Below are 15,087 nucleotides of genomic sequence, written 5' to 3'. Positions count from 1 at the left end.
ACAGCTCTTATTTCTCGTGTTGGTGGTTAATATGGGTTGTTTTTTCAGGTACGGGGTCGTCTCCGCCTGAATGTAAAGGGTGACATTTTAATATGCGTTTGAGCGCTAACCAACTGCCTTTTACTGATCCATGCAAATTAATTGCTTGAATAGCATAACTTGAGCAGGTGGGATTAAAACGACAATGCGGGCCTAACAGTGGGCTAATCCACTTTTGATAACCGCGAATTAATAACACTAAACAGAGCTTTGGAAAAGCAACAAGTGGTTTAAGTAACCTCATGATGTTCTATCCTCTGTGTAGATTTAGTGGGTTGATACCATGAATTTAAACACCCGAAACGGAATTTTAAATGCATGATTAAAAGGTGAGCTAAAGATACCTTAATTAACTGTATAATTCTATTGCTATTGGCTTTGTTTATTGGATTTAGCCGATTTGTTAGGGCGCTTTTTAAATGGTGGAGGCTTAGGTGCGCCAGGTTTGCAGCGTTCATTAATTTTACGCCACAATTTAGTTAATTGTTTAGCGAGCTCTTCGTTTGACTGTTCATCAATACCACTTTTAACCATTAACACAATATCGATATTATCAATGGTGTGCTGATTTAAACGAAAACTTTCGCGAGCAAGACGTTTAATACGGTTACGTTGGCAGGCTTTTTTAACTCGTTTTTTAGCAACAGTAAGGCCTAAGCGAGGTTTTGCTTGGTCATTAGGTTTTGCTAATAAGGTAAAAAAAGGAGTTGCAGCCCGAGCGGGTTCATTAAATATGCGAGAGTAATGCGAGGGAGTTAACAGACGTAACTCCCTGCCAAAGTTAAAGTCTTCCACTTATATTAAGCAGAAAGAACTTTACGGCCTTTAGCGCGGCGACGAGCTAATACTTTACGGCCATTTACAGTTGCCATGCGAGCACGGAAACCGTGAGCACGTTTGCGTTTTAAAACGCTAGGTTGAAAAGTTCTTTTCATAACAATTCCATCCGATCGGTTAAAGGTTAAAACATCCTATGCAGGTCGCGATCCTGGCACAGGTGCCATTGCGAGCGCGAGATATTATAGAGGAAGACAACAAAAGTCAATCATAATTACAGCGCAAACACTTTAATTATCAAGGATCCTATTGTGGGATCTTATAGGATCATCATTAATATAGAGTTTTCCACAGCCTCTGTATAAAAAGTGCATAAAAGCTTGGGGTAAGTAAATTAGATCATACATTTTAATCGCGATCTAGTGTCTTTTTTGTTATGATCACTCATTAGTATTAAAAATATTATTTGTTTAAAATCAGTTTGTTACTGTTTTTTATGGCTGAGATCATATTTTAAAAAAAAATCAATCTTGTACTTGTGGATAAAGTACCTTCATAATACTCGGTCTTGGGTTAATAAATTGCCTAAATAATAGTAATTAAAGTATGATTTTTGGTTGTTTTAATGTGACCGGGAATAAAAACTAAATCTTTGGGAGTTTAACTGTGTATCTGTCGGTTTGGCAAAGTTGTTTATATGTATTGCAAGATGAACTGCCTTCGCAGCAGTTCAGTATGTGGGTAAGACCACTACAAGCAGAAAGTACCGAAGATACCCTGACTATTTATGCGCCTAACCGTTTTGTGCTTGATTGGGTAAGAGAGAAGTACCTTAATCGTATTAATGAGTTATTGGTTGAGATCTGTAAAGACGAAGCGCCAGAGTTGCGTTTTGACGTTGGTAGTAAGCCGATTCTTAATACACAAATGGCTGCGCCTGTAGTAGAAAGTACAACCCCTGTAAATCAACCTGCTGCTAAACAAGCGCCTAAAGCGGTTAAGCAAGCTGTTGAACCTGCGCCTAAGTCTGGATATAAATCAAACATCAAAGAAAACTATACCTTTGATAGTTTTGTAGAGGGTAAATCTAACCAGTTAGCAAAAGCGGCGGCAACACAAGTTGCAGATAACCCAGGTGCTGCTTTTAACCCTGTATTTATATATGGCGGAACCGGCTTAGGTAAAACGCACTTATTACATGCCGTAGGTAATGGCATCATGGCGAATAAGCCAGATGCTAAAATCGTGTATATGCATTCAGAGCGTTTTGTACAAGATATGGTAAAAGCGCTGCAAAATAACGCCATAGAAGAGTTTAAGCGTTATTATCGTAGTGTTGATGCATTAATGATTGATGACATTCAATTTTTTGCTAACAAAGAGCGTTCTCAAGAAGAATTCTTCCATACTTTCAATGCGTTACTTGAAGGTAACCAACAAATTATTTTAACCTCTGACCGTTATCCAAAAGAGATTGAAGGGGTTGAAGACCGCCTTAAATCACGCTTTGGTTGGGGTTTAACCATTGCTATTGAGCCGCCAGAGCTTGAAACGCGTGTTGCTATTTTGATGAAAAAAGCGCAGCAGAGTAAAATTAACTTACCTCATGAAGTCGCGTTTTTCATTGCAAAAAAACTGCGTTCAAATGTACGTGAGTTAGAAGGTGCACTTAACCGTGTAATTGCCAACGCTAATTTTACCGGCCGCCCAATTTCAATCGACTTTGTTAAAGAAGCACTCCGTGACTTACTTGCCTTGCAAGATAAGCTGGTCACTATTGATAATATTCAGCGCACTGTTGCTGAGTATTATCGTATTCGTGTATCAGATTTACTTTCAAAACGCCGTAGCCGCTCTATAGCAAGGCCGCGCCAAGTTGCTATGGCATTGTCAAAAGAACTCACTAATCACAGTTTACCCGAGATTGGTGACGCTTTTGGTGGACGCGATCACACCACTGTATTACACGCGTGCCGCAAAGTTAAATCGCTACGTGATGAAAGTCACGAAGTGAAAGAAGATTATCAAAACCTAATAAGAACATTGTCATCTTAAGGCTGACTTTACTATGCAAATAACCATACCAAGAGATCAATTTTTAAAACCTTTAGTGCAAGTGTCGGGTGCTATAGAACGCAAACACACTTTGCCGATTTTATCTAACGTGTTGTTAGAGGTCGTAGATGGTCAGTTGGCCATGACAGGTACTGATCTTGAAATTGAGCTAGTCGCTAACGTATTTGTTGGTGACGATGTTGAAGATACAAAGCTAACGTTACCAGCAAAAAAATTGCTCGATATTTGTAAAAGTTTGCCAGATGGTTGTGAGTTAACATTATCTAGCCAAGATCATCAGTTGCTTTTAACGAGTGGTAAAAGCCGCTTTTCTTTAACAACGCTTGCTGCTGAAGATTTTCCTAATTTAGAGCAGTGGGACGGCGAAGTTGAGTTTCAGCTAACGCGATTAGAATTACGTAAGCTATTAGAAAGCACTCATTTTTCTATGGCTAACCAAGACGTGCGTTATTACTTAAATGGTATGTCGTTTGAAGTTGATAATGCTGATATTAAAACAGTGGCAACAGATGGCCACCGTTTAGCTATTGCACAAAAAGAACTACCGCAATCATTAAATACCCAGCGCCAGTTAATTATTCCGCGTAAAGGTGTACAAGAAATTATGCGCTTAATGGTTGCCGACGAAGAGCTGGTAACTATTCAGTTTGGTGCTAACCATATTCGAATAATCGATACTGAGTTTACATTTACCAGTAAATTGGTCGATGGTCGTTTTCCTGACTATCGCCGAGTATTACCGCGCGGTGGTGATAAAGTCATTACCGCTAATCGTGAATGGTTGCGCAGTGCGTTTCAGCGTGTATCTATTTTATCAAATGAAAAGTTTAGAGGCGTTAGGCTAAACCTTTCTGAAGGTTTACTAAAAATAACTGCAAACAACCCAGAGCAAGAGCAAGCAGAAGAAGTGGTTGAGGTAAATTATCAAGGTGATGACCTAGAAATAGGTTTTAACGTTTCTTATGTACTTGATGTGTTAAACACACTTAAGACTGAAGATGTTTTATTTACTCTTGCAGATTCAAATAGTAGTGCATTAATAGAAGGTGCGGGTGACGAAGAAGCCATGTACGTTGTTATGCCAATGCGCTTATAAGGTTCTATGAGTTTAAGTCATTTAAGCCTCAATGATTTTAGAAATGTTGAGGCGCTTACATTAGAGCCAGTAAACGGTATCAATGTAATTTACGGTGAAAATGGCAGTGGAAAAACCAGCCTTTTAGAGGCTATTTATTACCTTTCTCATGGCAAATCATTTCGTACACCTAAACATAAAAGCATTATAAAGCACCAGCAAAGTAAGTTTACAATTCATGGTAGAAAATCGCTTTATAACTTGTCTATACCTATCGGTATCAGCAAAAGCTTAAATGGTGATACCGAGCTTAAGATTCAAGGCAAAACTAGCCGCAGAGTCTCTGAGCTCGCACAACTCATGCCTGTTCAGGTTATTACACCTGAAAGCTACTCTTTATTTTTTGGTGGCCCAAAAGAGCGCCGTAAATTTTTAGATTTGGGATTGTTCCACGTGGAACAAGACTTTTTTTATTTATGGCAATCATTCAATAAAGTATTAAAACAACGTAATGCATTATTGAAAAGTAAGCCAAGAAATTATTTTGACCAAATTAGGTTTTGGGATAAAGAATTTGTTAGACTGGCAGAACAAATAAATACTTTAAGAATTGCGTATATAAGTAGGTTTAAGCAGCAGTTTTTTGATAAAATGTGTGCAGACTTAACGCTTATTAGCGATTTAGAAATAAACTATCAAGCTGGCTGGAAAGAGACTGAGTCTTTAAGCGACGCCCTTGAACAAAACTTTGAACGCGATAGCCGCCAAGGTTTTACAAGTAAAGGCCCACATAAGGCCGATTTTAATTTTAGTGTCTCTGGTAATAGTGTTGAAAATACATTTTCCCGCGGTCAATTGAAGCTATTGCTTTATGCGTTAAAAGTAACGCAAAATAGTTTGATTGAATCAGAGACTGAAAAGCAATCTATATTGCTAATAGATGATTTACCTTCAGAACTTGGAGAAGATACAAAAGAGAAGGTCGGCCAATTATTGTCGCACTGTAATTCTCAAATATTTATCTCTGCAATTGAATCTGAAAGTATTTCTGCTGTGGTGGAACCCATGCAACGAGAACTACAAATGTTCCACGTGAAACATGGCAACCTAATAACAAGATAAGTGGGATTAACCATGTCTGAGAATTACGATTCGTCGAGTATTAAAGTACTAAAAGGATTAGACGCAGTAAGAAAGCGTCCTGGAATGTATATAGGGGACACCGATGATGGCACAGGCTTACACCATATGGTGTTTGAGGTCGTTGATAACTCTATTGATGAAGCCTTAGCTGGCCACTGTGATGACATCTTTGTCACAATTCATTTAGACGGTTCAGTCTCTGTTCGAGATAACGGTCGTGGTATTCCAACTTCAATCCATGAAGAAGAAGGTGTATCTGCTGCTGAAGTTATTATGACAGTACTTCATGCCGGTGGTAAGTTTGATGATAACTCTTATAAAGTATCAGGTGGCTTACACGGTGTTGGTGTTTCTGTTGTAAATGCATTGTCAGAAAAACTAAAACTAACTATTCGCCGTGAAGGCAAATTACACGAGCAGACTTACACCATGGGTGTACCAGATGCACCATTAGCTGTTATTGGTGACTCTGATAGCTCAGGTACTGAGTTACGCTTTTGGCCAAGTGCTGAGACGTTCACTAACTTAGATTTCCATTATGATATTTTAGCTAAACGTTTACGCGAATTATCATTCTTGAATTCAGGTGTGAGCATCATCTTAACGGATGAGCGAGAAGAAAATAAATCAGATCACTTCAAATACGAAGGGGGTATTCAAGCGTTTGTTGAATATCTAAATCGTAATAAAAACCCAGTACATAAAGGTGTTTTCCATTTTACTCACGAACGTGAAGAAGATGGTATTAGCGTTGAAGTATCTATGCAGTGGAATGATGCGTTCCAAGAAAACATATACTGTTTCACAAATAACATTCCACAGCGTGATGGTGGTACTCACTTAGCGGGCTTTAGATCTGCGCTAACTCGTACGCTTAATAATTATATGGAAAAAGAAGGCTTTAACAAGAAAGCTAAAACAACCAGTAATGCAACGGGTGATGATGCTCGTGAAGGCTTAACTGCAGTTGTTAGTGTTAAAGTTCCTGATCCAAAATTCTCATCGCAAACAAAAGATAAGCTAGTATCGAGTGAAGTTAAGTCTGCGGTTGAGCAAGCAATGGCTGAAAAATTCACTGAGTTTTTATTAGAAAACCCAATGGATGCAAAAATCGTTGTTGGTAAAATTATTGATGCGGCACGCGCACGTGAAGCTGCACGTAAAGCACGTGAAATGACCCGTCGTAAAGGCGCTATGGATTTAGCAGGTTTACCAGGTAAACTTGCTGACTGCCAAGAGAAAGACCCAGCACAATCTGAACTATACATAGTGGAGGGTGACTCAGCTGGCGGTTCAGCCAAGCAGGGTCGTAACCGTAAGAATCAGGCGATTCTTCCGCTTAAAGGTAAGATCTTAAACGTTGAAAAAGCACGTTTTGATAAAATGTTATCTTCGCAAGAAGTAGCGACACTGATCACTGCATTAGGTTGTGGTATTGGTCGTGACGAGTATAACCCTGAAAAATTACGTTATCATCGTATCATTATCATGACCGATGCCGACGTGGATGGCTCTCACATTCGTACATTGTTACTAACCTTTTTCTATCGTCAAATGCCTGAAATTGTCGAGCGCGGTTATATCTACATTGCTCAGCCTCCACTTTATAAAGTGAAAAAAGGTAAGCAAGAGCGATATATTAAAGATGATCCAGCATTAGTTGATTACCTAACATCGTTAGCGCTAAATGGTGCGGCACTTTACACCAGTGCTGATGCGTCTGGACTAGAAGGTGAAGCACTTGAAAGTATTGTTCACGATTACCAAAATACAGTTAAAGTGATTGAGCGCTTAAAACGTAAATACCCGAACACGGTTATGAATCGTTTGATTTACCAAAGCGAGCTTAAAGCTGAGCATCTTGCTGATGAAGAAAAAGTAATTGCGTGGACCAAAGAGCTTGTTGATGACTTAATTGAACGTGACGAAGACGCAACAATTTTCCATGCCGGTACTGAGTACGATACTGAACGTAACTTATATTATCCAGTTGTGAATATTCGTCAGCATGGTGTGGATAAAGCACATGTTTTACACTATGACTTTATTACCTCAAGAGATTACCAACGTATTGCTGTAACAGGTAAAAATATTGCAAATATCATCTCTGAAGGTGCATATATCCAACGTGGTGAAAAAACGAAAGCTGTTGATAACTTTGTGGATGCATTGGATTGGTTGATTGCAGAGTCTAAGCGTGGGATCTATATCCAACGTTATAAAGGACTCGGCGAAATGAACCCAAGTCAACTGTGGGAAACTACAATGGACCCTGATGCTCGTCGTATGCTGCAAGTAACCATTGAAGATGCTGTTGGCGCTGACCAACTATTCGCAACATTGATGGGTGACCAAGTAGAGCCTCGTCGTGAGTTTATCGAAACAAACGCACTACGCGTAGTTAATCTAGATGTTTAATTCTCGTTGAGAATAAAAAAGGAGCCTTATGGCTCCTTTTTTATTGGCTGCAATTGCACAAACTGCTTAAAACATGACTACGCACAAGGTATACTGAGGGTAATATTCACGCTACATCACAGCAGATACTAAAAGCCAAATATGCAAAAATATGACGTTAAAACCTTTCAAGGTTTGATCCTGGCTTTACAGGATTACTGGGCACAGCAAGGTTGTGTCATTATTCAGCCACTCGATATGGAAGTTGGCGCGGGTACATTTCACCCTCAAACATTCTTAAAGTCTATTGGCCCTGAGCCAATGTCTAGCGCCTACGTACAACCGTGTCGCCGTCCTACTGATGGCCGTTATGGTGAAAACCCTAACCGCTTACAACATTACTACCAATTTCAAGTAGTATTAAAGCCATCACCAGAGAACATCCAAGAGCTTTACTTAGGCTCTTTAGCAGCTGTAGGCATTGATACGTTAACTGATGAAGTGCGCTTCGTAGAAGACAACTGGGAATCACCTACATTAGGTGCGTGGGGCCTAGGTTGGGAGATTTGGTTAAACGGCATGGAAGTAACACAGTTTACCTACTTCCAACAAGTCGGTGGCTTAGAGTGTTCACCAGTCACTGGTGAAATTACTTATGGCCTTGAGCGTTTAGCTATGTATATTCAGGGCGTAGACAGTATTTACGATCTGGTATGGGCAGATGGTCCAATGGGACGCGTTACCTATGGTGATGTATTCCATCAAAACGAAGTCGAGCAATCAACTTATAACTTTGAACACGCAAACGTTGCAGACTTGTTTGCACAGTTTGATAAATGTGAAGCTGAGAGCGAAAAGCTAATTGAAGCTGGCTTACCATTACCTGCCTACGAGCAAGTAATGAAAGCATCGCACGCATTTAACTTACTGGATGCTCGTCACGCGATTTCTGTGACAGAACGCCAACGTTATATATTACGTGTTCGTGCATTATCTAAAGCATGTGCACAAAGTTATTATGATGCACGCGAAGCCCTTGGCTTCCCGCTTTGTAAGGATTAACCATGTCAGCACAAAATTTATTAGTAGAAATTGGCACAGAAGAGCTGCCACCAAAAGCGCTGCGTAAACTTGCAGAAGCATTTGCTGAAAACCTAACAGCAGAACTTGAGGGGCTAGAGTTAGCTCATCAAGGTGTAAAATGGTATGCATCACCACGTCGTTTAGGTTTACAAGTGACAGCGCTTGAAGCCAAACAACAAGATAAAGAAGTTGAAAAACGTGGCCCAGCGACAAAAGCTGCATTTGACAGCGAAGGTAACCCAACTAAAGCGGCTATGGGTTGGGCACGAGGCTGTGGAATCGACGTAAGTGAAGCACAAACTCTTGAAACAGATAAAGGCGCATGGTTATTACATATTGCCAAAGTAGCAGGTAAAGAAACCACCGCTTTATTAAACGACGTAGTAAATAAGGCGTTAGCGAAACTGCCAATTCCAAAGCCAATGCGTTGGGGCGCGAATAAAACACAATTTATTCGTCCAGTGCATACAGCCACTATTTTGTTTGGCGATAAGCTAATTGAAGGCGAAGTACTAGGTAAAGCTATTAATAACCAGCTTCAAGGTCATCGCTTTCATCATCCAGAAAAAATTAGCATCAACCATGCTGACGATGTTTTTGACGTACTAAAATCTGCACACGTTATTGCCGATTACGAGGAACGTAAAGCACAAATTCGCAGTCAAATTGAAGCCGCAGCAAAAGCAGTTAATGCTGTGGTTGCGATGGATGAAGATTTACTTGAAGAAGTAACTTCTTTAGTTGAGTGGCCAGTTACCCTGACCGCAACTTTCGAAGAGGCGTTTTTAGATGTACCAGCAGAAGCGCTGATCTACACCATGAAAGACGACCAAAAATACTTCCCGTTACTAGATCAAGATGGCAAGCTACTTAACAAGTTTTTGTTTGTTTCAAACATTGAAAGCAAAAACCCAAGTGTTGTTATTGCGGGTAACGAAAAAGTAGTGCGCCCACGTTTAGCAGATGCGCAGTTCTTCTTTGAAACAGACAAAAAGAAAACTCTAGAAAGCCGCTTAGAATCTCTAGATAGCGTATTGTTCCAAAAGCAACTGGGCACGCTAAAAGATAAATCTGAGCGTATTGCAGCACTTGCCGGTTACATTGCTGAGCAACTAGGTGCAAATAAAGCACTCGCAGAGCGTGCTGGCTTATTAAGTAAAACAGACTTAATGACCGAAATGGTGATGGAATTTACTGACGTACAAGGTGTTATGGGCATGCATTACGCACGTCATGACGGTGAAGCCGAAGACGTAGCCATTGCGCAAAATGAGCAGTACATGCCGCGCTTTGCAGGCGACAGTTTACCAACAAACTTAATCAGCTGTGCGGTTGCCATTGCTGATAAGTTTGACACGCTAGTGGGTATCTTCGGAATTGGCCAAGCGCCAAAAGGGGATAAAGACCCGTTTGCACTTCGCCGTGCAGCGATTGGTGCGTTACGTATCATGGTAGAGAAAGAGCTGCCATTAGATATCTTAGACTTAGTTGCTAAATCACAAAGCTTATTTGGCGAAAAGCTAACTAACTTAAATGTGTCGACTGATGTGTTTGAGTTTATGCTTGGTCGCTTCCGCGCTTGGTATCAAGATGAAGGCATTCAAGTTGATGTTATTCAAGCGGTACTTGCACGTCGCCCGACTAAGCCTGTTGATTTTGACCGCCGCGTTAAAGCGGTAAGCCATTTCCGCACTTTAGATGCCGCAGAAGCACTTGCAGCAGCTAATAAGCGTGTAAGTAATATTCTTGCTAAGAATGATATTACGAGCCAAGGTAAGGTTGATGAGAGCCTATTAAGCGATGATGCTGAAAAAGTTCTCGCTTCACAGGTTGCTAAGTTCGCAACTGATCTCGCACCTTTATACGCCGCAGGTGATTATCAAGAAGCATTAGCGCAATTAGCGGGTATCCGCGAAAGTGTAGATAATTTCTTTGATAACGTGATGGTAATGGCAGACGATGAAGCCGTTAAGCAAAATCGTTTAGCACTGTTAAGCCAATTAAGTGGCTTATTTTTAGATATTGCTGATATTTCTGTACTGCAGAAGTAAGTTCAGCGTAGCTTAAAAAGCCAGCAGCTATGCTGGCTTTTTTGTCTTAGAGGTTAATCTATATGAAACGTATTTTAACGCTTGCGGTAGTTAGCTTATTAACCGCATGTTCGAGTCAGGTCCAACTCCCTAGCATTGATGACGTACTACCTAGTAAAGAGCTAGATAAAACCATGTACTTACGAGGCGATTTCACCTTATGGGACGCAGAGCCACAATATCAATTTGAACAAGTTGCACCTGCGATTTACCAAGCCAATGTTAAGTTTTCAACACCTGGTAAAGTATACGAATTTAAAATTGCCGATGCCGACTTTAGCGAAGGCTACAATTGTGGTTACAGTGAAGCCGCACCAGCAGGGCAGTCATTAGTACTTGGCCAAGCCGCCATTGCCGACTGTAATACCATCTATAATTACTTCAGCTTCACCCCAGCAATTAAAGGCAGCTATATAGTTAGTATCGATTATCGTAATTACGATGAACCAAAAGTGACGATAACCAAAAAATAGCTGTAAGCTGTAAGCCGTCAGCTTTCAGTTGCCCGAGAGATTTTCTGATAGCTGATAGCTTTTACAACCCTTTCTTCACCAAGTACCTATACGGCACTGCATCTACTTCTTTGGCTATTAACGTGTGATCCATAAACGTGCAGAAGCTGGGGATGTCGCGGGTGGTTGAGGGATCGTCTGCGATGATCAGTAAGGTTTCGCCTTCTGCCATTTTGCGTACCGCACCACGGATCATCATGACAGGCTCTGGGCAGCGTAGGCCGATGGCGTCTAATTGGTGATCGGGGTTATCAAAACTCATGGCGGTGACCTTTATCAAGTGGCGCTTAACGATTAATTTAAGGCTGCTAGTTTAACGACCTCGCTGCAATAAATAAAGTCACTTCAGTTATGCTTTTTAAGCTACAAAGCACAGCATATAAAAAAGCCGCGCAGATTTATAAATCAGCGCAGCTTTTTATCACCAAGAGTTGGTTACGTGTCTAAGCTAATTAGTCTTGTACACGCTCAAATACAGTTGCGATGCCTTGGCCTAAACCAATACACATAGTTGCTAAACCGTATTTTGCGTTTTTGTCTTCCATTAGGTGAATAAGTGACGTGCTAATACGCGAGCCTGAACAACCTAGTGGGTGTCCAAGTGCAATTGCGCCGCCATTTAGATTCACTTTTTCATCAACCAGATCTGCAAGACCTAAGTCTTTTAATACGGGTAATGATTGCGCTGCAAATGCTTCGTTAAGCTCAGCAACGTCGATGTCATCAATAGTGATACCCGCTTGTGCAAGTGCTTTTTTACTTGCTGGTACTGGGCCGTAACCCATGATTGATGGATCGCAACCTGCAACCGCCATTGCTTTAACGCGAGCACGAATTGGTAGGCCCAGTGCTTTGGCTTTTTCTTCGCTCATTACTAGCATTGCTGATGCGCCGTCAGAAAGTGCTGAAGAAGTACCAGCAGTAACAGAGCCCGTAGCAGGGTTAAATACTGGACGTAGCTGCGATAGGCCTTCTACTGTTGTTTCTGGGCGAATTACTTCGTCGTCTTCAACAAGAATTAATGAGCCATCTGCATCGTGACCTTCTATTGCGAGAATTTCACGGCGGAAACGGCCTTCAACAGTTGCAGCATGTGCACGTTGGTGTGAACGGTAAGCAAATTCATCTTGCTGCTGACGGCTAATGCCGTGAATAGTAGCAAGGTACTCTGCAGTTAAACCCATTGAACCAGACGCTTGTGCGATTGATGTTGCTAAGCCTGGGTGAAAGTCATTACCATGAGTCATAGGTACGTGGCCCATGTGCTCAACACCACCAATGAGGTAAGTGTCACCAGCGCCAGTCATAATTGCGCGAGCAGCGTCATGCAATGCTTGCATAGATGAGCCACATAAGCGGTTTACTGTCGTTGCTGGTACTGAATGCGGAATACCGGCAAGTAATGATGCGTTACGAGCAACGTTAAAGCCTTGCTCTAAAGTTTGTTGTACACAACCCCAATAAATATCATCAATTGATGCTGGATCAACGGCTGGGTTACGTTCTAGTAAGCCCTTCATCAGATGGGCACTTAAGTCTTCCGCACGCTTGTGTTTGAATACGCCGCCCTTTGAGCGACCCATTGGTGTGCGGATACAATCTACAATTACTGGATTATTCATGATATTAACCTTCCACCTTATAGAAAACACGGCCTTCTTCAGCCCATTGGCGAGTTTGCTCTGATACTTGGTAAATCGCACCTAGATGAGCGTACTTGTCTGCTGTTGCAACAAAGTTAGCTAAACCAGTTTGATCTAAGTAACGGAACGCGCCGCCTCTAAATGGAGGGAAACCGATACCGTAAATAAGCGCCATATCTGCTTCTTGTGGCGAAGCAACAATGCCTTCTTGTAAACAAAGGAGTACTTCGTTAATCATTGGCACCATACAGCGGTCAATAATTTCTTGTTTATCAAATTCTTTTGGTGCATCAGTGATTGAGCTAAGTAACTCAACAGCCTGTGGGTCTTGAGCTTTTTTCAAGCGACCACGGCGGTCTGGTGCGTATTGGTAGAAGCCTGCTTTGTTCTTTTGGCCAAAACGTTTTTCGTTGGCAAATACGGTAACAGGATCTTTTTCTTGACGAGACATACGCTCAGGGAAACCGTCAGCCATTACGCCAGTACAATGATAAGCTGTATCGATACCTACAACATCTAGTAAGTAGGCTGGGCCCATAGGCCAACCAAATACGCTTTCCATTACTTTATCTACTTTGGCAAAGTTAGCGCCTTCAACAACGAGCTTGCTAAAGCCTGCAAAGTAAGGGAATAAAACACGATTAACAAAGAAGCCTGGGCAATCGTTAACAACAATCGGTGATTTACCCAATTTTAATGCGTAATCTACCACTGCATTAATTGTTTGCTCAGACGTTTTTTCGCCGCGAATAATTTCTACAAGTGGCATTTTAGGCACTGGGTTAAAGAAGTGCATACCACAGAAGTTTTCAGGCTTTTCTAGCGCAGTTGCTAATTCATCAATACGAATAGTTGAGGTATTAGATGTAAGCACGGTGCCTTCTGGCATGTCTTTTTCAAGTTGCGATAGCACAGCTTGCTTAACTTTAGGGTTTTCAACAACGGCTTCAACAATGATATCTGCACTTTGTAAGTCGCTATCATTTAGAGTTGGCTTAATTTTACCTAATGTGGCAACCATTTTATCCATTGCCATGTGGCCGCGCTTCACTTTAGCACCTAATAGTTTAGATGCTTCACCCATACCTAAATCAAGCGCATCCTGTTGGATGTCTTTCATTATAATAGGCGTGCCTTTATACGCAGATTGGTAAGCGATACCGCCACCCATGATGCCTGCGCCTAATACAGCGGCTTGCTTGATTTCAACATCGCTGGTTTTAGCTGATTTACGTGCTTTACCTTTGATGTATTGATCAGCAAGGAAAATACCTGTTTGTGCTGCTGCTTCTGGTGTACGTGCTAGTTTAGCAAAGTTAGCGTTTTCGATTGCCATTGCTTCATCGCGAGTACAGTTTGCCGCTGCTTTAATAGTACGAACTGCCATAACTGGTGCTGGATAGTGGCCTTTGGTTTTACCCATAACCATGCCTTCAGCCATTGCAAAGCTCATGCCTTGCTCAACGCGGTTTAATTTAAGCGGTTGTAGCTTAATATTACGTTTTGCTTGCCAATCTAACTTCCCAGAGATAGCTAGTTCAAGTGTTGAAATACTTGATTCTAAAAGTTTGTCAGCACTAACTACCGAATCAACTGCACCTACTTTAAGGGCGTCAGCAGCGCGGTTTTCTGTGCCAGAAGTGATCCACAGCATCGCATTATCAGCACCTACGATACGTGGTAGACGAACTGTGCCACCAAAACCAGGCATAATACCAAGTTTAACTTCTGGAAGGCCAATTTTAGCCGTAGTACTGGCAACGCGATAATCGGTAGCAAGTACCCACTCACAGCCGCCGCCAAGCGCTAAGCCGTTTATCACGCTTAGTGTTGGGAATGGTAAATCTTCTAAAGCGTCAAATACATCAGTGGCATCTTTGATCCATGTTACTAATTCAGCTTCTGGTTTAGTAAACGTTGGTAAAAATTCGAAAATATCGGCGCCAATAATAAAGTGGTCTTTATCACTGGTAAAAATCATGCCTTTGATATCATTATTTGCTGCTAATTCTTTTAATGCAGAAGCGCAATCTTTCAAGGTTTGCTGAGACAAAGTGTTTACAGAACCTGCAACACAAAATTTGAACTCGGCGATATTATCCTTGATGAAAGCAACTTCAAAGGAATCGCTCTTATATAACATTATTATTCTCCCTAGTGTGTGAACTAAGACTGGTACGATGAGTTTGCATTTCAATCAGTGTGCTTGCTTTAAATTAAAAATGCAACGAAAAATTTACTATGCTGAGTTA

The 15,087-nt window shown here is 41.3% G+C and carries 13 protein-coding genes; 7 read left to right on the top strand and 6 right to left on the bottom strand.

Annotated features, from left to right (window positions below; all coding sequences use genetic code 11):
• Window positions 1-7: 7 nt before the first annotated feature.
• From yidD to rpmH, 3 genes are all read right to left on the bottom strand, one after another.
• A complete protein-coding gene (gene yidD / locus QMA12_RS19275) occupies window positions 8-283 on the bottom strand; it encodes a membrane protein insertion efficiency factor YidD (protein WP_016710424.1) in 276 nt (91 codons plus the stop codon).
• Between the two features lie 125 nt (window positions 284-408).
• Entirely contained in the window at window positions 409-834 is a 426-nt protein-coding gene (rnpA, locus tag QMA12_RS19270) for a ribonuclease P protein component (RefSeq protein ID WP_290211142.1), read from the bottom strand.
• A gap of 5 nt (window positions 835-839) precedes the next feature.
• Window positions 840-974, bottom strand: coding sequence for a 50S ribosomal protein L34 (rpmH, locus tag QMA12_RS19265; protein WP_004335215.1), 135 nt, complete (start codon window positions 972-974; stop codon window positions 840-842).
• A gap of 508 nt (window positions 975-1,482) precedes the next feature.
• Between rpmH and dnaA the strand changes: the two genes are divergently transcribed.
• From dnaA to QMA12_RS19230, 7 genes are all read left to right on the top strand, one after another.
• The gene (gene dnaA, locus QMA12_RS19260) at window positions 1,483-2,871 is read left to right on the top strand and encodes a chromosomal replication initiator protein DnaA (protein ID WP_087533905.1); all 1,389 of its coding nucleotides are present in this window, start codon (window positions 1,483-1,485) and stop codon (window positions 2,869-2,871) included.
• A 13-nt stretch (window positions 2,872-2,884) separates the two neighbouring features.
• Entirely contained in the window at window positions 2,885-3,988 is a 1,104-nt protein-coding gene (dnaN, locus tag QMA12_RS19255; protein WP_087533904.1) for a DNA polymerase III subunit beta, read from the top strand.
• Window positions 3,989-3,994: 6 nt separating this feature from the next.
• A complete protein-coding gene (recF, locus tag QMA12_RS19250; protein ID WP_087533903.1) occupies window positions 3,995-5,089 on the top strand; it encodes a DNA replication/repair protein RecF in 1,095 nt (364 codons plus the stop codon).
• 12 nt (window positions 5,090-5,101) lie between these two features.
• Window positions 5,102-7,528, top strand: coding sequence for a DNA topoisomerase (ATP-hydrolyzing) subunit B (gene gyrB / locus QMA12_RS19245; RefSeq protein WP_290211141.1), 2,427 nt, complete (start codon window positions 5,102-5,104; stop codon window positions 7,526-7,528).
• A gap of 141 nt (window positions 7,529-7,669) precedes the next feature.
• Window positions 7,670-8,569 (top strand): glycine--tRNA ligase subunit alpha, encoded by a 900-nt coding sequence (gene glyQ / locus QMA12_RS19240; protein WP_087533901.1) that lies wholly within the window; start codon window positions 7,670-7,672, stop codon window positions 8,567-8,569.
• A gap of 2 nt (window positions 8,570-8,571) precedes the next feature.
• Window positions 8,572-10,641 carry a glycine--tRNA ligase subunit beta gene (gene glyS / locus QMA12_RS19235; RefSeq protein ID WP_290211140.1) on the top strand — a complete coding sequence of 690 codons (2,070 nt, stop codon included), beginning with the start codon at window positions 8,572-8,574 and terminating at the stop codon, window positions 10,639-10,641.
• A 62-nt stretch (window positions 10,642-10,703) separates the two neighbouring features.
• Window positions 10,704-11,153: a hypothetical protein gene (locus QMA12_RS19230; protein WP_290211139.1), complete on the top strand. Its 450-nt coding sequence runs from the start codon at window positions 10,704-10,706 to the stop codon at window positions 11,151-11,153.
• A gap of 61 nt (window positions 11,154-11,214) precedes the next feature.
• Here the strand turns inward: QMA12_RS19230 and tusA are convergent, their stop codons facing one another.
• The 3 genes from tusA to fadB all read right to left on the bottom strand — a co-directional run bounded on the left by tusA (window position 11,215) and on the right by fadB (window position 14,978).
• Window positions 11,215-11,454, bottom strand: coding sequence for a sulfurtransferase TusA (gene tusA, locus QMA12_RS19225; RefSeq protein ID WP_290211147.1), 240 nt, complete (start codon window positions 11,452-11,454; stop codon window positions 11,215-11,217).
• A 190-nt stretch (window positions 11,455-11,644) separates the two neighbouring features.
• Window positions 11,645-12,814, bottom strand: coding sequence for an acetyl-CoA C-acyltransferase FadA (gene fadA, locus QMA12_RS19220; protein ID WP_290211138.1), 1,170 nt, complete (start codon window positions 12,812-12,814; stop codon window positions 11,645-11,647).
• Between the two features lie 4 nt (window positions 12,815-12,818).
• Window positions 12,819-14,978 carry a fatty acid oxidation complex subunit alpha FadB gene (gene fadB / locus QMA12_RS19215; protein ID WP_290211137.1) on the bottom strand — a complete coding sequence of 720 codons (2,160 nt, stop codon included), beginning with the start codon at window positions 14,976-14,978 and terminating at the stop codon, window positions 12,819-12,821.
• Window positions 14,979-15,087 lie beyond the last annotated feature (109 nt).

The organism is Pseudoalteromonas sp. APC 3893 (assembly GCF_030408095.1).
Taxonomy (GTDB): Bacteria; Pseudomonadota; Gammaproteobacteria; order Enterobacterales; family Alteromonadaceae; genus Pseudoalteromonas.
The sequence above is the reverse complement of the archived record's forward strand: the minus strand, read 5'-3'. Positions and strand labels throughout refer to the sequence as shown.